13 protein-coding genes are annotated in these 18241 nt (G+C 67.5%); 6 read left to right on the top strand and 7 right to left on the bottom strand.

Annotated features, from left to right (window positions below):
• Window positions 1-6: 6 nt before the first annotated feature.
• Genes VG556_RS14300 through VG556_RS14280 form a run of 5 tightly spaced genes read right to left on the bottom strand, consistent with a single transcriptional unit; the run spans window position 7 to window position 6366 of the window.
• Entirely contained in the window at window positions 7-990 is a 984-nt protein-coding gene (locus VG556_RS14300; protein ID WP_014645475.1) for an AAA family ATPase, read from the bottom strand.
• Between the two features lie 16 nt (window positions 991-1006).
• A complete protein-coding gene (locus VG556_RS14295) occupies window positions 1007-1714 on the bottom strand; it encodes a DUF4159 domain-containing protein (protein WP_005411842.1) in 708 nt (235 codons plus the stop codon).
• Window positions 1714-3048, bottom strand: coding sequence for a TldD/PmbA family protein (locus VG556_RS14290; RefSeq protein ID WP_014035492.1), 1335 nt, complete (start codon window positions 3046-3048; stop codon window positions 1714-1716). Before VG556_RS14290 ends, VG556_RS14295 begins: the two co-directional genes overlap by 1 nt.
• A 21-nt stretch (window positions 3049-3069) precedes the next feature.
• Window positions 3070-4704, bottom strand: coding sequence for a TldD/PmbA family protein (locus VG556_RS14285; RefSeq protein ID WP_100450864.1), 1635 nt, complete (start codon window positions 4702-4704; stop codon window positions 3070-3072).
• Between the two features lie 30 nt (window positions 4705-4734).
• Window positions 4735-6366 carry a TldD/PmbA family protein gene (locus VG556_RS14280; RefSeq protein WP_049419130.1) on the bottom strand — a complete coding sequence of 544 codons (1632 nt, stop codon included), beginning with the start codon at window positions 6364-6366 and terminating at the stop codon, window positions 4735-4737.
• 781 nt (window positions 6367-7147) lie between these two features.
• Between VG556_RS14280 and VG556_RS14275 the strand changes: the two genes are divergently transcribed.
• Window positions 7148-7762, top strand: coding sequence for a DUF938 domain-containing protein (locus tag VG556_RS14275; RefSeq protein ID WP_053496470.1), 615 nt, complete (start codon window positions 7148-7150; stop codon window positions 7760-7762).
• 73 nt (window positions 7763-7835) lie between these two features.
• On the opposite strand, the gene VG556_RS14270 is transcribed toward VG556_RS14275, so the two are convergent.
• Window positions 7836-11522: an indolepyruvate ferredoxin oxidoreductase family protein gene (locus VG556_RS14270; protein ID WP_100450865.1), complete on the bottom strand. Its 3687-nt coding sequence runs from the start codon at window positions 11520-11522 to the stop codon at window positions 7836-7838.
• Between the two features lie 169 nt (window positions 11523-11691).
• Here VG556_RS14270 and VG556_RS14265 point away from each other — a divergent pair, with 169 nt between their 5' ends.
• Entirely contained in the window at window positions 11692-12327 is a 636-nt protein-coding gene (locus VG556_RS14265) for a tetratricopeptide repeat protein (protein WP_080281912.1), read from the top strand.
• 473 nt (window positions 12328-12800) lie between these two features.
• Here the strand turns inward: VG556_RS14265 and VG556_RS14260 are convergent, their stop codons facing one another.
• A complete protein-coding gene (locus tag VG556_RS14260; protein WP_014645482.1) occupies window positions 12801-14285 on the bottom strand; it encodes an AAA family ATPase in 1485 nt (494 codons plus the stop codon).
• Window positions 14286-14408: 123 nt separating this feature from the next.
• Here VG556_RS14260 and VG556_RS14255 point away from each other — a divergent pair, with 123 nt between their 5' ends.
• The 4 genes from VG556_RS14255 to VG556_RS14240 are packed head-to-tail and all read left to right on the top strand — an operon-like array spanning window position 14409 to window position 18240.
• Entirely contained in the window at window positions 14409-15038 is a 630-nt protein-coding gene (locus VG556_RS14255) for a ParA family protein (protein ID WP_005420986.1), read from the top strand.
• Window positions 15039-15087: 49 nt separating this feature from the next.
• Entirely contained in the window at window positions 15088-15564 is a 477-nt protein-coding gene (locus VG556_RS14250) for a SixA phosphatase family protein (protein ID WP_014035499.1), read from the top strand.
• Window positions 15565-15568: 4 nt separating this feature from the next.
• The gene (locus tag VG556_RS14245; protein ID WP_014645483.1) at window positions 15569-16186 is read left to right on the top strand and encodes a YceI family protein; all 618 of its coding nucleotides are present in this window, start codon (window positions 15569-15571) and stop codon (window positions 16184-16186) included.
• Window positions 16183-18240, top strand: a complete 2058-nt coding sequence (locus tag VG556_RS14240) for a phospholipase D family protein (protein ID WP_049408351.1) — start codon at window positions 16183-16185, stop codon at window positions 18238-18240. The genes VG556_RS14245 and VG556_RS14240 overlap by 4 nt, the downstream gene beginning before the upstream one ends.
• The last annotated feature ends 1 nt before the right edge of the window (window position 18241 follow it).

Raw genomic sequence — 18241 nt, 5'->3', positions numbered from 1 at the left:
CGTGGCTCAACCCGGGAACGGCACAGCCTGCAGCAGGGCGGCGACCACGTCGTCGGCACGCTTCTGCTCGGCCTCGGCGGCGAACGACAGCAGCAGGCGATGGCGCATCACCGGCGCGGCCAGCGCCTGCACGTCCTCGCGGGTGGCGGCAAAGCGGCCCTGCAGCAATGCGCGCGCTTTTGCCGCCAGCACCAGCGACTGCCCGGCGCGCGGACCCGCGCCCCACTTCACCCACTGGTTGATCGCGGCGGGTGCGCCTTCGCCTGGGCGGCTGGCGCGCACCAAGCGGGTGATCCAGGCCAGCACATCCGGGCTGACATGCACCTGGCGTACGGCGGCCTGCAGCGCGATCACCGCCTCTGCATCCATCACCTTCGGCACCGCGTCGGTGGCGCCGCCGGTGGTCTGTTCCAGGATCTGCCGCTCCTCGTCCTCGCTGGGGTAATCCACCAGCACGTGCAGCAGGAAGCGGTCCAGCTGCGCTTCCGGCAGCGGGTAAGTACCCGCCTGCTCGATCGGGTTCTGTGTGGCCAGCACGAAGAACGGCGCCGGCAGTGCGTAGGTGGTGCCGGCGTAGCTGACCGTGCGTTCCTGCATCGCTTCCAGCAGTGCGGCCTGGGTCTTGGGCGGGGTGCGGTTGAGTTCGTCTGCCAACAGCAGGTGGGTGAAGATCGGGCCCTGCTGGAAACGGAAATGGCGATGGCCGGTGCCGTGGTCTTCCTCCAGCAGTTCGGTGCCGAGGATGTCGCTGGGCATCAGGTCGGGGGTGAACTGCACGCGCCGGAACTGCAGTTCCAGCGCCTGCCCGAGCGAGCGCACCAGCAAGGTTTTGCCGAGCCCGGGCGCGCCTTCCAGCAGGCAGTGACCGCCGGCCAGCAGGCCGATCAGCAGCTGCTCGACCACGGTATGCTGGCCCACCACGGCGCGTGCAAGCGCGGCGCGCAGCGCATCCAGGCGTGGCAACAGGGAATCGAGGTCGGGGGAGGTCATGGGCGTGCAGGTCCTATCAATTGTTCAACGCGTACATCACGATGTTGACGCCGAAGCGGGTGTTGTCTTCGGCCAGGAAACGCTTGTTGCGCCAGTCGTAGTCCCACTCGCAGCCGTAGTCCTTGTTGCTGTAGAGCAGCCCCAGGCGGCCATCGACCTCGATGCCCTTCAGGTAGTCGTGCACCAGGTCGTCGCCCCAGCCGTTGAGTTCGAAGCTGGTGGCCGGCGGGCCATCGGGGAACCGGAAGAAGCTGCGGTACAGCGGGTGGCTGTTGGGCAGCTTCTGCAGTGCCCTGGGACCAAACAGGCGGCCCATCTGTGCCTCGAACGAGGTGGCGAACAGCCCGTCGATATCGTGGTTGCAGTCGTCGACGAAGACGAAGCCGCCATTGCGCACATAGCGCACGAAGTTCTGCCGCTCGGCGGCATTGAACTCCACCAGCGTGTGGCCGGCCAGGTAGCAGAACGGCGCTTCCAGCATGCGCGGGTCGGCCAGTGCCACCACGTGCTCCTGCGGGTCCACGCGCAGCGAGGTGTAGTCGATCAGCGAGGTGATCAGGTTGGACGGCATGCGCGCGTCCACGTCCCAGTCACCGGAGTCGTACTGCAGGCGGGTGAACCAGAAGTCGTAGCGCGAACTGCGCGGGCCTGCCTGTGCCCAGGCCGGCAGCGCCGCCGCCGAAGCGGCAGCGGCCAACCAGCGCAGGCAGGCCCGGCGATCCATCAGACAGCGTCGGACAGCGAGGTGAAGGTGAAATCGCGCAGCTTCATCGGCGGGATCATCATCACGTAGCTGGACTCATCACCGGCCACACGCACCGGCTTGCCCAGCTCTTCGATGTTGTTGAGCATGATCACCGGCGACTCGTTGAAGCGGAAGTTCTTCACCGGGTGCTTGATCTGGCCGTTCTCGATGTAGAAGGTGCCGTCGCGGGTGAGGCCGGTCAGCAGCACCGTCTGCGGATCGACCATGCGGATGTACCAGGTACGCGTGACCAGGATGCCCTTCTGGGTGCCACGCACCAGCTCGGCGGTGCTTTTGTCGCCACCGCTCATCAGCAGGTTGCCCGGCGAGGCCTTGGCGGTCTTGCCCTGCTTCTGCGCCCAGAAGCGCGAGTAGTCCAGGTTGGCGACCTTGCCGTTCTCGATGATGGCCATGCGCTCGCGCGGCAGGCCTTCGTTGTCCCACGGCAGCACCGGTGCGTCCGGATGCCACGGATCGGCGATCATGGTCACGCGCGGGTCGTAGACCTGCTCGCCCAGCTTGTTGCCACCACCCTTCTTCGACAGGAAGCTGCGGCCTTCATCGGCCGAGCGCGCACTGAAGAAGTTCATCATGAAGCTGATCAGGCCTGCCGCTGCGGCCGGCTCCAGGATCACCGTGTACTTGCCCGGTTCCAGCGCCTTGGCTTCGGCCGACTCGGTGGCCTTGCGCATGGCGATGCGGATGTCCTGGTCGGCCTTGAAGTCGGCCGCATCCTTCAGGTTGCGGCCGACCCAGCCCGAGCCGCGGCCATCTTCAGTGCGCACGGTGCAGGTGTAATCGAAGTTGGTGGTGCGCTGGTAGGCGAAGTTGCCGTTGCTGTTGGCGGTGGCCTGGAAGCCCTGGCCGTCCTCGAGGAAGCCGGCGGCGATCAGGCCGTGACCACGGCACGGGGCGATCGAATCGGCGGCGACCTTGGCACGGAACGCCGGATCGATGGCAGCAGTGGATTCGCTGAAGGTGGGGCTGGCGCGGTAGCTCTGCTTGCCGATGGCCGGCATGAACTCCGGGTTCTCCGGGGCCAGGCGGGCCAGGTCTTCGGCACGGCGCACCACGCGTTCCAGCGCGGCATCGTCGAACTCGTTGATCGAGGCGGTGCCGACGCGCTTGCCGAAGGCGACGGTGACCGCCAGTTCGGTGTTGTCGACGATGCCACTGGTGGAGACATTGTTCAGCGCGAAACGGATGTTGCCGCTGATCGCGCCGGCCAGCACGGCGGTGCACTCGTCGGCCTTGGACAGGGCGATGACCTTGTCGAGGATGGCCTTGGCCTGGGCTTCGGTGAAGATACTCATGGTGTAAGGGCTCCTGACCGGTCAGCCGAGGCTGCGTGCGGTGTTGATGACGTTGATGCCGTTGAAGCGCGCGGTGGACGAGCCGTGCGAGACCGCCGAGACCTGTCCCGGCTGGCCCTTGCCGTCGAAGAACGAACCGCCCAGGCGGTAGTCGCGTTCGTCGGCCACGGCGGTGCAGGCGTTCCAGAACTCCGGCGTGCGGATCTGGTAGGCCACGTCTTCCAGCATGCGGGTGATCTGGCCGTTCTTGATCTCGTAGAACAGCTGGCCGCCGAACTGCGCGTTGTAGCGCTGCTGGTCGATCGAGAACGAACCATCACCGATGATGTAGATGCCGTTCTCCACATCCTTGATCAGGTCCGGCACGCTCAGCGGCGTCTTGCCCGGTGCCATCGACACGTTGGCCATGCGCTGGAACTGCACGCTGGACCACGAGTCGGCATAGCAGCAGCCGTCGGACTCGGTCTTGCCGAGGATGTGGGCCTGGTCGCGGATGGTCTGGTAGTCCACCAGCTTGCCGTTGCTGATCAGCTCCCAGCGCTTGCACTTCACGCCTTCATCGTCGTATGCCACCGCGCCGAGGCTGCCGGGCTGGGTCTTGTCGGCGAAGATGTTGACCAGCTCGCTGCCGTACTGGAAATGCTGTTCGCGCTTGTCCAGGGTGGCGAAGCTGGTGCCGGCGTAGTTGGCTTCGTAGCCGAGCACGCGGTCCAGTTCCAGCGGGTGGCCGATCGACTCGTGGATGGTCAGCCAGGTATGCGACGGATCGAGCACCAGATCGTACTTGCCCGGCTTCACCGACGGGGCCTTCAGCTTTTCCTGCGCCTGCCGGGCGGCGGCGATGGCGTCTTCCTTCATGTCGTAGGAAGAACTGTAGTTGACCACGCCATTCGGGCTGACCACCTTGCCGGCGGCGGCGCCGTCCAGGTACTCGTAGCCCAGGCCCATCGGCGAGGACAGGCCCGAACGGGTGCGGAACTTGCCGCTGCTCTTGTCGATGGCGGTGACCGTCATCGGCGCCCAGATGCGGTGCACGTCCTGGTCGATATAGGAACCATCGGTGGAAGCAAAGTACTTCTGCTCGTTGACCAGGAACAGCATCGAGTTGACGAAGCTGGCACCAGCGCCCATTGCGGCAGCGTTGACGTCCAGCAGCAGGCCGACCTTGTCCTTGATCGGCACCTCCATCGCATTCTTGCGGATCGGCGTGCGCCAGCTCACTTCACCCACGCCCGGCGCCTTGGCCAGCTGCACCGGTGCGGTCTGCACGCCGGCATTGGCCTTGGCGATGGCCGCCGCCTGCTGCGCGGCCCTGGCCACGTCAGCGGTACCCAGTGCGTTGGTGGCGGCGAAGCCCCAGGCGCCGTTGACGATCACGCGGATGCCCACGCCGGTGGACTCGGTGTTCACCACGTTCTGCACCTTGTCCTCGCGGGTGATCACGAACTGCCGCAGGTAGCGGCCGATGCGCACGTCGCAGTAGGTGGCACCGGCGCTGCGCGCCGCCTGCAGCGCCGCGTCGGCCAGGCGCTTCTTCAATGCCGGGTCGAGGCTGGACTGCAGCTGCTCGGCGGCGATCACCTTGCCGAAGAAGGAGGGCACGATCAGCCCGCCCGCGGTAAGCCCGGTCAGGGCCAGGAAGTCACGTCTTTGCAAGGCTGCTCTCCATGTCGAAGGATGGGTGGCTCAAGCGCCGAGACTGCGCGCGGTGTTGATGATGTTGATGCCGTTGAAGCGGGTGGTGGACGAACCGTGCGAGACCGCCGAGACCTGGCCGGGCTGGCCCTTGCCGTCGAAGAACGAACCGCCCAGGCGGAAATCGCGTTCATCGCAGATGGCCGTGCAGGCATTCCAGAATTCCGGCGTGCGGATCTGGTAGGCCGCATCCTCGATCATGCCGGCGATCTTTCCGTCCTTGATCTGGTAGTACAGCTGGCCACCGAACTGCGCGTTGTAGCGCTGCTGGTCGATCGAGTACGACCCCCGGCCGTGGATGTAGATACCGTTCTCCACGTCCTTGATCATGTCCTCGACGCTGAGCGGCTGCTTGCCCGGCGCCAGCGAGACATTGGCCATGCGCTGGAACTGCACGCTGGACCAGGAATCGGCGTAGCTGCAGCCATGCGATGCATCGCGGCCGAGGATATGGGCTTCATCGCGGGTGGCCTGGTAATCGACCAGGATGCCGTCGCGCACCAGGTCCCAGCGCTGGGTCTTGACGCCCTCGTCGTCGTAGCCGACCGCACCGAGGCTGCCCGGCTGGGTCTTGTCGGCGAAGAAGGTGACGATGTCGCTGCCCCAGCGGAAACCCGCATCGCGCTTGTCCAGCGTGGCGAAGCTGGTGCCGGCGTAGTTGGCTTCGTAGCCGAGCACGCGGTCCAGCTCCAGCGGGTGGCCGACGTTCTCGTGGATGGTCAGGAACAGGTTGGACGGGTCCAGCACCAGGTCGTACTTGCCGGGCTTCACCGACGGCGCCTTCAGTTTCTCGCGCGCGTGGCGGGCGGCCGCAATGGCGTCCTCGACCGGGTCGTAGGAATCGCGGTAAGCGGTGATGCCACCGGGCAGGTGCACCTTGCCGCGCGCATCGCCATCGAGGAACTCATAGCCCATGCCCATCGGCGAGGACAGGCCGGCGCGGGTGCGGAACCTGCCGCTGGCCTTGTCGATGGCGGTGGCGGTGAACGGCAGCCAGATGCGATGGATGTCCTGGTCGATGAACGAGCCATCGCTGGAGGCGAAGTACTTCTGTTCGTTGACCAGGAACAGGGTGGAATTGATGTAGTCGGCGCCCGCATCCAGCGCGGCGGCATTGAGGGCCAGCAGCAGTTCGACCTTGTCCTGGATCGGCACCGCCATCGCGTTCCTGCGGACGGGGGTCTGCCAGCGCACCTCCCCGACCGGCGGCGTCGGCGCCAGCTGCACCGGCCGGGTCTGGATGCTGGCGTTGGCGCGGGCGATCGCGGCCGCCTGCTCGACCGCAGCGCGTACGGCGGCCTCGGTCTGCTGGTGGGTGGCAGCGAAGCCCCAGGCCCCGTTGACGATCACCCGCACGCCCACGCCGGACGATTCGCGGTTGGTCACGTTGCCGACCTGATGCTCGCGGGTGATGACCGACTGGTTGAGGTAGCGGCCGATGCGCACATCGCAGTAGCTGGCCTTGGCCGTGCGTGCGGTGGCCAGCGCCACGTCCGCCAGGCGCCTGCGCTGGAGGGTGTCGACCGGGGCGAGCAGTTGCTCGGCGGCGATGGCACGGGAATGCGGCAGCAGCAGGCCCGCCAGGCCCAGACCGGAAAAAGCCAGGAACTCACGTCGTTGCACAGCGTTTCTCTCTCTCGCTTGCGTGCGGCCGGCAACGGGCCGAGCCGATCACGTCAACCACTCGACTTTCGCCAGCGCGGGGCATCCGGGCAAGTGACTGCAGTCATGGTTGGGGGTGTTACGGCAGGGCTGCGCCCTGCACCGGCTCAATGCAACGGCAACAGCAACGGCCAAAGCCAGAGTCAGAGCGGCATTCCGTGGGATGGCGGGGCGGTGTGGGTGGGCAGGACACGCCGTAAACCCCCCTCCGGGGTCCGGCCCAGCCGCTGGCGGCTGGGCGTTCGGGCGCTTGCGAAGCAGTGCTTCGCAAGCAAAGCGCCCTCACCCATGGGGGCTCGATGGCGCCATCCATGGCGCCAACGGTCCTGCCCACCCACACCGCCCCGCCTCTGACAGATTCCGTGCGCTGCTGGTAGGTGTCGACCTTGGTCGACACATCTGTCAGATATCGAATGAAATTCGGGGTCAGATCCGTTTTCCTGCGGAAAACGGATCTGACCCCAAGAGTGTTTCCGACAGATCGCGGCCAACTGTCGAAGGCGGGGTGGGTCCGGTGGCAGGGGCGTGAGCGCCATGGATGGCGCGACCGAGCCTCCATGGACGGATTTACGGCGTCCCCTGCCACCGGATCCACCCCGCCATCCCTCAGAAAGCCCGCTGTTGCTGTTGCTGTTGCTTTGGCTGTTGCCGTTGCTGTGGCTTGAAGCAGGTGCAGGGCGCAGCCCTGCTCGGAACACTCCCTCGTGCACAATGGGGCCGACCCCGCCCGGACACCCTCCTGATGTCGAGCAAGCCGTATTCAGAAGCCTGCGAGCGCAACCGCGAACCGATCGCCGCCGCACTCGACCCGTGGATGGGCGACCGCCATCGGGTGCTGGAAATCGGCAGCGGCACCGGCCAGCACGCGGCCTTCTTCGCCGAGCGTTGGCCCTGGCTGCGCTGGCAGCCCAGCGACCATCCGGACCATCTGCCCGGCATCGAGGCCTGGCGCGCGGAAGCGGCGCTGCTGAACCTGCTGCCGCCGGTGGCGCTGCAGGTGGAACTGCCACCGGCGCCTGGGCTCAGCCTGCCACAGGGCAGCACGTTCGACGCCGCGTTCAGCGCCAACACGTTGCACATCATGAGTTGGGCGCACGTGCAGGCGTTGTTCGCCGCGCTGCCATCGGTGCTGCGTCGCGGCGCGCTGCTGGCGGCGTACGGCCCGTTCAACTACGGCGGCCGCTACAGCAGCGACAGCAACGCGCAGTTCGATGCCTGGCTGAAGGCGCGCGACCCGCGCAGCGGCATCCGCGATAGCGAAGCGGTGCAGGCGCTGGCCGCCGACCACGGATTCACCCGCCTGGGGGATGTGGCGATGCCGGCCAACAACCGCCTGCTGCTGTGGCGGTTGGGGTAAACCATCGGTAGTGCCGGCCGCTGGCCGGCAACCGATTGCCCGGATGAATGCCGGCCAGCGGCCGGCACTCCCTTCAGGCCACCTGCACGATATGCAGCGCCTTCGGATTGCGCCACTGCGCCAGCAGGGCCGCTTCGCGCGCCTTGGCCTGCTCGAAATGCGCTTCCTTGACGTGGCCGAAGCCGCGGATGTGCTCGGGGATGCTGGCAATCTCCACCGCCAGGGCCAGGCGGTCGTCATCCAGGCCGTCCAGCAGTACCTGCACGGTGGCCTCGTAATCGCCGATCAGCTTGCGCTCCATGCGGCGTTCCGCGGTGCGCCCGAATACGTCGAAGCGGCCGCCACGCAGGAACTTCAGCCTGGCCAGCAGGCCGAAGGCCTTGAACATCCACGGGCCGTATTCCTTCTTCAGCAACCGGCCCTGCTCATCCTTCCTGGCGAACAGCGGCGGCGCCAGGTGGAAGCGCAGCTGGTAGTCGCCCTCGAACTGCTGCTGCAGGCGGCGCTGGAAGTCGCCGCTGGTGTACAGGCGGGCCACTTCGTACTCGTCCTTGTAGGCCATCAGCTTGAACAGGTAGCGGGCCACGGTCTCGGTCAGCGCAGTGGAGCCGCCGATGCGGTCGGCTTCGGCGGTGCGCACGCGCTCGACCAGGCTGCGGTAGCGGTTGGCGTAGGCAGTGTCCTGGTACTCGACCAGGAACGCGGCGCGGCGCTCGATCATTTCATCCAGCGAGCGCGACAGGCGGGCGTCATCCAGCGGCAGGAACGCCACGTCGCCACCGTGCGAGGGCAGGCCGCGCAGTTCGCGTTCGTCGCCGGTGTTGCGCGGCGCCGCAGTGGCACCCCATTCATTGCCCTCCCACTCGCCTGGCGGCAGCGGATGCAGCGGGCCCGGGGTGGATTCGGCATCGGTGTGGCGGTTGCGCACCAGGCCGGCGGCCTGCTGCACGGCCTGCGGATCGACCACGGCCAGGCGGCCCCACGCAAAGGCCTGCTGGTTCATCGCCACGGCGGCGCCATTGAGCTCGATGGCGCGCATCAGTGAGTCGAACGACAGCGGCACCAGGCCCTGCTGCCAGGCGTAGCCGAGGATGAACAGGTTGGCGGCGATGGCATCGCCCAGCAGCGCGGTGGCCAGCTGGGTGGCATCGAGCAGCAGTGGTTCCTGGCCGCCCAGTGCCACGCGCACGCCGGCGATGATGTCGGCGGCGGGGAACTGCATGTCCGGGCGGGTGGTGAACGTGCCCGGCATCGCTTCGTAGGTGTTCAGCACCACCTGCGAACGGCCGGCGCGCACCTTCGACAGCGCCCAGTAATCGTTGACCACCACCATGTCGCAGCCCAGCACCAGGTCGGCTTCACCGGCGGCGATACGCACGGCGTGGATGTCTTCAGGGCGACGGGCAATGCGGATATGCGTGGTCACCGCGCCGCCCTTCTGCGCCAGGCCGGTCTGGTCGAGCACGGTCGCGCCCTTGCCTTCCAGGTGGCCGGCCATGCCCAGCAGCGCGCCGATGGTCACCACGCCGGTACCGCCGACGCCGGTGATCAGGATGTTCCAGGGCTGTTCCAGGCTGCCGCGAAGGGTCGGTGCCGGCAGGTTGTCCAGCAGCGTGGACGCATCGCGCTTGCTGCCCTTGCGCGGCTGGCCACCGTGCACGGTGACGAAGCTCGGGCAGAAGCCGTTCACGCAGGAATAGTCCTTGTTGCAGTTGGACTGGTCGATCTCGCGCTTGCGCCCGAACTCGGTTTCCTTCGGCAGCACCGACACGCAGAAGCTCTTCTTGCCGCAGTCGCCGCAGCCTTCGCAGACCAGCGAATTGATCAGCACCCGCTTCTGCGGGTCTTCCAGCTTGCCGCGCTTGCGGCGGCGGCGCTTCTCGGTGGCGCAGGTCTGTTCGTAGATCAGGATCGAAACACCCTTCACTTCGCGCAGGCGCTTCTGCACTTCGTCCAGCTCGCTGCGGTCATGGAACTCGACGTCGCTGGGGAAGTGCTCGCGCTGGCCGGTCCACTTGCCGATGTTGTCCGACAGCACCACGATGGTGTGGATGCCTTCGGCGCGCATCTGTTTTGCGATGTCCGGCACGCTCAGCGGACCGTCCACCGGCTGGCCGCCGGTCATCGCCACCGCATCGTTGTAGAGGATCTTGTAGGTGATGTTGACGCCGGCAGCGACCGCCTGGCGGATCGCCAGCGAACCGCTGTGGAAGTAGGTGCCGTCGCCGAGGTTCTGGAACACGTGCGGGGTATCGGTGAACGGCGCCTGCCCGGCCCAGGTCACGCCTTCGCCGCCCATGTGGGTGAAGGTGTCGGTGCTGCGGTCCATCCAGGTCACCATGTAATGGCAACCGATGCCGGCCAGCGCACGCGAGCCTTCCGGCACGTTGGTGGACGTGTTGTGCGGGCAGCCGGAGCAGTAGTGCGGCACGCGCGGAAAACTGGCGCGCGGCAACGCAAGTTCGGCTTCCTTCTCCTGCATCCACTGCAGGCGCTGCTCGATCGATGCGTTGTTGAAGAACTTCTGGATGCGGCGACCGATCACGCCGGCGATGGTGGCCGGGGTCAGTTCACCGGTGGACGGCAGGATCCACTCGCCGCTCTCGTCGTACTTGCCGACGATGGACGGGCGCTGGCCCCAGCTGGCCGGCCAGTTGAAGAACTGTTCCTTCATCTGGCGCTCGATGAAGGCACGCTTCTCCTCCACCACGATGATGTCTTCCAGGCCCTGCGCGAAGCGCGCGATGCCCTGCGGCTCCAGCGGCCAGGTCATGCCGACCTTGTACACGCGGATGCCGATGTCGGCGCACGCCGTTTCATCCAGGCCCAGGTATTCCAGCGCCTGCAGCACGTCCAGGTAGCTCTTGCCGGTGGTGACGATGCCCAGCCGCGCGCGCGGCGCGTCCATCACCACCTTGTCGATGCCGTTGGCGCGGGCGAAGGCCTGTGCGGCCTTCACCGCATAGCGGTGCAGGCGCATTTCCTGGTCCAGCGGCGGGTCCGGCCAGCGGATGTTGAGGCCGCCGGTCGGCATCTCGAAGTCTTCCGGCAGCACGATGCGGCGCGCCATCGGATCGACCTCGACCGAGGCCGACGATTCCACCGTCTCGGCGATCGTCTTGAAGCCGACCCAGCGGCCGGTATAGCGGCTCATCGCCCAGCCCAGCAGGCCCATGTCCAGGATGTCCTGCACGCCGGCCGGATTCAGCACCGGCATCATCGCGCTGACGAACTCGTCCTCGCTGCCATGCGGCAGGGTTGAACTGCGGCAGGCGTGATCATCGGCGGCCAGCGCCAGCACGCCGCCATGGCGCGAGGTGCCGGCGGCATTGGCGTGCTTGAACACGTCGCCGCAGCGGTCCACGCCCGGGCCCTTGCCGTACCACATGCCGAACACGCCCTGCACGTTGGCGCCGGGGAACAGGTTGGTCTGCTGGGTGCCCCACACCATGGTGGCGCCCAGGTCCTCGTTCAGGCCGGGGGTGAACTTCACCTTGGCCGCGTCGAGGTGCTTGCGCGCGCGCCACAGCTCCAGGTCAAAGCCGCCCAGCGGGCTGCCACGGTAGCCACTGACGAAACCGGCGCTGTCGATGCCTTCGTGCGCGTCGCGCAGCCGCTGCATCAACGGCAGTTTCACCAGCGCCTGCACGCCACTCAGGTAGATCCGCCCCTCGTTGCGGGTGTACTTGTGGTCGAGCGTGTAGTCACGGTCGATCAGGTCGGCGGAAGAGGGCGAAGTGAGTTGCGCGGTACTGGTCATGGCTGGCCCGGTCAGGATCGGCTGGCACCGGCCGCGTGCAGGCACGCGGCGGGAAAGGCGCGAATTGTAGCAGCGAGGCCCGACCGGCCCGGCACTCGCGCCGGCGGCCATGCTGGGGTTAGGATCGGGGAGAGAGAGGGAGGCTGCGGTTGCGGCCTGGGGAGAAGGGATGTCAGTTGCAGCAAAGATCCTGGGCAGCATGTTGCTGGTCTCGGGAACGGCCCCCGTGTGGGCCGCGCCGGCGGTGCCGGCACCACAGGAGTTCTACTTCGACAGCGATGCGGCCGCCGTGCCGATGGTCGTGGTCCAGTCCGACGGGGATGCGCTGGTGGCGCAGCTGCTCAAACAGCGCGAGCGCGGCCGGCGTACCGTGGAGGCCACCGTGCAGCTGGCGTCGGTGGCCATTGCGCAGGGCCGCACCGAGCTGGGTGAACAGCTGTATCGCGAAGCACTGAAGGATGCGCCGGTGCAGGGCAGCCTGGGCCGTAGCGTGCGCTGGAATTACGGCTGGGACCTGCTGCGTCAGGGCCAGCCCGAAGCCGCCCTGGAGCAATGGCAGGCTGCTGCCGGTGGTTCGCTGAGCAAGCCGGGCTGGCTGCCACCCACCTATGCGCTGGCGCTGTGGCGGGCCGGGCGGAAGCAGGAGGCGGTGCAGTGGTATGCCGCAGCGGTGCGTACCGAGCCGACGCAATGGAGCGACAGCAGCCGCTTTGCGCAGTTGTTGCCGTTGTGGCGTGACGACGAGCGCGCCTCGCTGGCGGAAGTGCAGCAGGCCTGGGCGGCCGCGCCGCCGGCCTGGCCCTGAGGGAAGGGGGGGGCCGGGTTGCACCCGGCACCCGCAGAGGCAACGGCTGGAGCAACTGCAGCAGCCGAAGCAACAGCGGGCTTCCTGCGGGATGGCGGGGCACTGTGGGTTTGCGGGGCCGCCGTAAACCCATCCATGGGGGCTTGGTCGCCGCATCCATGCGGCTCACACCCCGCAAACCCACAGTGCCCCGCCTTCGACAGGTTCCGGCGGCTGTTGGTAGGTGTCGACCTTGGTCGACACGGTAGGTCCACGCCATGCGTGGATGAGATCTGCCAGGGCTAGAAATCGAACTGGGGTCAGATCCGTTTTCCTCTGGAAAACGGATCTGACCCCAGGGCCTCAAGAGCAGCCAGCCAACCGCTTTTGCTTTTGCTTCTGCTCTTTTTCTTTCTTCCACGTGGCTGATCGCCAACCGCAGCTGTTGCTTTCAGCAACCAGCCACGAGGGGCTGCGCCGTTCGCCGGAACCCCTCAATCGTCCGCGGAAACCGTCCGCCCCGACGCCCATGCCCGCAATGCCTCTACCTGCTCGGCCATCAGCACCGACAGCGGCCGCGTCGCACGGATCTCGTTCATCAGCAGCTCGGTATCCAACGGCCGGCCTTCGGCGTGCGCCGCATACAGCCCGGCCACGATCGCCTGCTCGATCTCGGCGCCGGAGAAGCCATTGGCCGCGGCCGCCAGCGCCGGCAGCGCGAAGTCGTCGCCGTTGAGCTGGCGTCGCCCCAGGTGCAGCCGCAGCAGCTCCACACGCACCTCAGGCGTGGGCAGGTCGACGAAGAAGATCTCGTCAAAGCGGCCCTTGCGCAGCAGTTCGGCCGGCAACTCGTGTACCTGGTTGGCGGTGGCGACGATGAAGACCGGCGCCTTGCGTTCGGCCATCCAGGTCAGCAGGTAGCCGAGCACGCGGCGCGATACGCCACCGTCCTCGCCACCGCTGGCCAGGCCCTTCTCGATCTCGTCCATCCACAACACGCAGGGCGCCAGCTGCTCGGCCGAGGCCAGCGCCTGGCGCAGGTTGGCCTCGGTCTCGCCGTGGTACTTGTTGTACAGCGCGCCCACGTCCAGGCGCAGCAGCGGTACGCCGAAGCCGGCGGCGGTGGCCTTGGCCAGCATCGATTTGCCGCAGCCCTGCACGCCCAGCAGCAACATGCCGCGCGGCGGATCCAGTCCGGCCGGTGCCGAGCCGGCGATGAAGGCCACCCGGCGCTGGCTGATCCAGCGCTTGAGCCGGTTGGCACCGGCCACGTCGCCGAAGCGCGCGCTGTCATGCTCGAAGAACAGGTGGCCGCTGCGGTTGAGCAGCTCGAACTTCAGCCGTGCCAGCTGCGGCAGGTCGTCGTCGCGCAGCGCGCCATCGGCGTAGATCAGCTGGCGGGCGATGCGGCGGGCATCGACCAGGCTCAGGCCCTGCAGGTTCTTCAGGATCTTCTTCACCGCCTCGCTGTCGACCTCGACACGGCGGCCGCCGTGTTCGCGCGCATAGGCGTCGGCCTCCTCGCGCAGCATCTTCAGCAGGGCGTTGGCATCGGGCAGGCGCGGGTTGAAGCGCACCGCCAGGGCCTCCAGCTCGGCCGGCAGCTCGACCTTGGCGCCGATCAGCACCAGCACATGCGGCTCGCTATGGCGGCGCTGGATCAGGTCGCGCAGCGCGCGCTGGTGGCTGGCATACCCCAGGTAGGGGTGGAAATCGAGCAGCAGGTAGACACCCCGCTGATCGGCCTGGCGGATCATCTGCAGGGCGGCGCTGGCATCGGGCGGGCCGACTGGCGGGTCCTCGCGGTCCAGGTCGATGCGACGCAGGCCCTCGGTGATGGACCAGCGGTGCAGGGCCCGCCACACGTGCATCAGCGTCTGCCGGAACAGCTCGACGATGCGGGCCTCATCCTGGGTCTCGATCACGATCAGGGGGGTATTGGCGCGGATCAGTGCGCTCAGGTCCTGCAGTTCGCTCATGCCGGTTCGATCCTTCGGGGGCGCCACGATAGCAAAGGCGATGGCCACTGGTTCAGCACGGTGCTACCTCCCGTCACCACCGCCGGTGTACGCTCGGGGCACGTACCCGGAAGCGAGGCTGGCATGAAGACGATCCTGGTGGCCGGTTCCAAGGGCGGGGTGGGCAAGACCACCGTCGCCACCCACCTGGCCGCGTACGCGGCATTGCAGGGCAAGGCCACGGTGATCGCCGATGCCGACCCGCAGGGCTCCAGCACCCGCTGGGCACAACGGCGGGCAGGGCTGGAAAGCGCGGTGCTCCCCATCGATGTGTATCGGAAGAAGCAGTGGGCGCAGAAGCTGCCCGACGGTACCGATACCGTCATCATCGATGCACCGGCCGGTGCGCTGGCCGACGATATCCCCCATTTCCTGGACGCGGCCGACGCCGTGGTGGTGCCGGTGCTGCCCTCGGCGCTGGATATCGAAGCCATCGTCGGCTTCCTCAACAGCCTGGCCCAGAACCCGCGCGTGCACAGCCGCAAGCTGCCGGTGGGGCTGGTCCTCAACCGCACCAAACCCTGGACCCAGACTTCGCAGCAGGCGCTGCAGATGCTGGCCGAATGGCCATACCCGGTGGTCGCGCAGCTGCGTGACAGCCAGAGCTACGTGGTCATGACCGGCCTGGGCCGCAGCCTGTTCGACTATCGCTCCGCCCAGGTGCGCGAACACCAGGCCGACTGGGAGCCGCTGCTGTCCTGGCTCAAGCTTTGATGCCTGCCTCACTTCTCCTGCTGCATCCTCTTCTCCATGGAAACCCGCGATGCGTGAACTGATCCTGCTGCGCCATGCCCATGCCGAACCCGCCGTTTCCGGCCAGGCCGACCTCGACCGGCCGCTGTCGCCGGTGGGGCTCGCCGAGGCCGAAGCCGCCGGCAAGTGGTTGAAGGAAAACAACCTGCTGCCCGACTGCGTGCTGTGCTCGCCGTCGCGACGTACCCGCGAGACCCTGGAAGCGGTGATGACGGCCATCGGCTATGTCGAAAAGCGCCTGGAAGACCGGATCTACGAAGCCACCCCGGGCACCCTGGCGGCGCTGGTGGACGAGCGTCGTGACCTGGACCGGGTGCTGATCGTCGGCCACAACCCGGGCCTGGAGCAGCTGGTGGCCCTGATGACCGACGGCACCAGCAGTGACTATCGCGGCATGCCGCCGGGCGGTGTGGCCGTGCTTGGCTTCCCGCGCGAGGCCTCGATCGAACCCGGCGTGGCCAGCCTGAACGCGTTCTGGTGGCCGTGATCCGATGAGCCTGGCGCGGCGCAGCCGCTTCCTGCTGCCCGCGTTGCTGGCGCTCGGCCCGGCCTGGGCCGCGGCGCCCCCACCGACCCCGTTGCCGCCCGTGTCCGCCGAGGCGCCACGGGTATTGCGCCTGGATACCCAGCGCTCGCGGATCGGCTTCGAGGTGCGCACCCGATTCGGCCAGCGCATCGAAGGCGTGTTCCCGCACTTCGAGGGGCGTATCGAGATCCTGTCCGACGGCCGTCACCAGGTGCACCTGAAGATGTTCACCCGCTCGGTGGAGATCCCCGGCAAGGCGCGCTATACCGGCTGGATGCGCGGCGAGGAGTTCTTCGATGCCGGGCGCCATCCGGTGGTCGAGTTCGACTCGCTGCCCTACTGGCCGGAGACCGTGGAGCAGGGCGGCGCCATCAACGGCCGGCTGACCCTGCGCGGCATCAGCCACCCCGAGTCATTGCAGGTCGAGAAGGCGGAGTGCGCCCGACCCGGCTATGATTGCGACGTCGTCAGCCGCGGTACCGTGCAGCGAGGCCGGTATGGAATGGACAGCTGGCAGCTAGCCTTGAGTGACCGAGTGACCTTCGTATTGCGTGCGCGCCTGAGCGAGGCGCCGAAACCGTGAACCTCCTGCTGCGCGTCCTGGCGCTGGCAACCGTGTTGCTGGGCAGCGGTTGTGCATCGCTCTCGCATGCCGAGCGTGACCGTGCCGAAGCGATTGCCGTGCAGGCGCGCTCGACCGACGTCGACTGCCAGCGCGCCGACCGCTGCGCGCAGGACTCGCCGTTGCGTGCGCTGGCGGGCCGGGCGTTCACCGAATCCACCCCGGAACAGCCACGCCACTACGCCACCCTGCTCGACGAGGGCGAGGGCGCCCTGGTCGCGCGCCTGAACCTGCTGCGCAGCGCCACCCGCAGCATCGACCTGCAGACCTACATCTTCGACAAGGACGACAGTGCCCGGCTGGTCATCGACGAGCTGCTGGCCGCGTCGCGGCGCGGGGTGAAGGTGCGGGTGCTGATCGACCAGCTCTCGGCAATCTCCGACCTGCAGATCCTCGGCGCCCTGTCCGGCGCGCACCAGAACTTCCAGCTGCGGGTCTACAACCCTACCTTCGGCAAGGCCCGGCTGAACTACTTCGACTATGCCGGCAGCGTGCTGTGCTGCTTCCGCCGCTTCAACCAGCGCATGCACAACAAGCTGCTGGTGATCGACGATGCGATCGGCGTGGTTGGCGGCCGCAACTACCAGGACGACTATTACGACTGGGACCGCGAGTACAACTTCCGCGACCGCGACGTGCTGATCGCCGGCCCGGAGGCGCGGGCGATGGCGGCCAACTTCGATGCCTTCTGGCGCGCCAGGCGCAGCGTGCCGGCCGAGCGCCTGAACGATGTCGGCCGCACCCTGCTGCGCGAGGGCGTGCCGACCCTGCCGCCGGCCAGCTTCCGCCGCCCCGAGCGGGTGGAGCGGGTCAGTGCCGAAGCCAATGACATGGACTTCGTCAGCCGTTCCTTCGTCGATACCGCGTTGCCGGTGGCCTCGGTGCGCTATGTCGCCGACCTGCCGCGCAAGCACCGGCGCGAGAAGGCCGATGCGCCGCTGGCCGGACAGCACGTGACCGAGCCGCAGCTGGATGCGCTGATCGCCGGCGCGCAGAAGGAAGTGATCCTGCAGACGCCGTACCTGGTGCTGTCCAAACCGGCGCAGAAGCTGTTCCGCGAGCTGCGCAAGCGACCGCAGCCGCCGCGCGTGGTGGTGTCCAGCAACAGCCTGGCGGCGACCGACAACCCGATCGTCTATGCGCTGTCGTACAAGTACAAGCGGCGCAACATGCGCGAACTGGGCTTCAACATCTTCGAATACAAGCCGTTCCCGCTGGATGCACCGGTCGATTACCGCAACCTGCTGCCCGACCCGATCGCCGCGCCGGAAGGCGACGACGACGGCGGGCGCAACCCGCTGATCGGCGGCAGTGCTGCCGGCAGCAATGCCGGCGACCGTCGCGATCGCGATGAGCATCCGGCACCCACCGGCAAGCAGGGGCCGGTGAACCATCCGCGCACCGGCAGTGCCTACCAGAACGCGCGCGAGCGCCGCCGTGCGGCCGGCAGCGAGGTCGAGACCCGCCTGCTGCGCACCGAGACCCGGCCCTCGTTCCTGGGCAGCAAGGCGGTCAACAAGCCGTTGCCGGTCACCCGCAAGGGTGCGCGCATGGGCCTGCATGCCAAGTCACTGGTGGTCGATCGCCGCATCGGCGTGGTCGGTACCCACAACTTCGACCCGCGCAGCGAGAACTACAACACCGAAGGCGCGGTGATCATCGATGACCCGGCCTTCGCCGAGCAGCTGGCCGAGAGCATCCTGCGCGACACCCACCCGCAGAACTCGTGGACGGTGGCGCCGCGGGCCAAGCCGCCGGTGCTGTCCGGGCTCAACTACAGCGTCGGCAAGGCCTCCGAAGCACTGCCGATCCTCGACTTCTGGCCGTGGCGCTATGCCACCGACTACGAGTTCAAGCCCGGCCCGGACTGCCCGCAGCCGTTGCCCCGGCAGGACCCGGGCTTCCACCGCTGCTATGTCGCCGTGGGTGATTTCCCCGAGGTCAATGTCGGTCCGAAGTGGCTGCTGGTACGCATGCTGACCGCATTCGGCGCCGGCCTCGTTCCCATCCTCTGAA

The sequence above is a fragment of the Stenotrophomonas sp. CASM106 genome (genome assembly GCF_049384825.1).
GTDB lineage: Bacteria > Pseudomonadota > Gammaproteobacteria > Xanthomonadales > Xanthomonadaceae > Stenotrophomonas > Stenotrophomonas muris.
The sequence above is the reverse complement of the archived record's forward strand: the minus strand, read 5'-3'. Positions and strand labels throughout refer to the sequence as shown.

Bases quoted from the DNA above. Each gene is read 5' to 3' on its own strand.
- VG556_RS14300 (WP_014645475.1), bottom strand. From the start codon at position 990: ATGACCTCCCCCGACCTCGATTCCCTGTTGCCACGCCTGGATGCGCTG.
- VG556_RS14295 (WP_005411842.1), bottom strand. From the start codon at position 1,714: ATGGATCGCCGGGCCTGCCTGCGCTGGTTGGCCGCTGCCGCTTCGGCG.
- VG556_RS14290 (WP_014035492.1), bottom strand. From the start codon at position 3,048: ATGAGTATCTTCACCGAAGCCCAGGCCAAGGCCATCCTCGACAAGGTC.
- VG556_RS14275 (WP_053496470.1), top strand. From the start codon at position 7,148: ATGTCGAGCAAGCCGTATTCAGAAGCCTGCGAGCGCAACCGCGAACCG.
- VG556_RS14270 (WP_100450865.1), bottom strand. From the start codon at position 11,522: ATGACCAGTACCGCGCAACTCACTTCGCCCTCTTCCGCCGACCTGATC.
- VG556_RS14265 (WP_080281912.1), top strand. From the start codon at position 11,692: ATGTCAGTTGCAGCAAAGATCCTGGGCAGCATGTTGCTGGTCTCGGGA.
- VG556_RS14260 (WP_014645482.1), bottom strand. From the start codon at position 14,285: ATGAGCGAACTGCAGGACCTGAGCGCACTGATCCGCGCCAATACCCCC.
- VG556_RS14255 (WP_005420986.1), top strand. From the start codon at position 14,409: ATGAAGACGATCCTGGTGGCCGGTTCCAAGGGCGGGGTGGGCAAGACC.
- VG556_RS14250 (WP_014035499.1), top strand. From the start codon at position 15,088: ATGCGTGAACTGATCCTGCTGCGCCATGCCCATGCCGAACCCGCCGTT.
- VG556_RS14245 (WP_014645483.1), top strand. From the start codon at position 15,569: ATGAGCCTGGCGCGGCGCAGCCGCTTCCTGCTGCCCGCGTTGCTGGCG.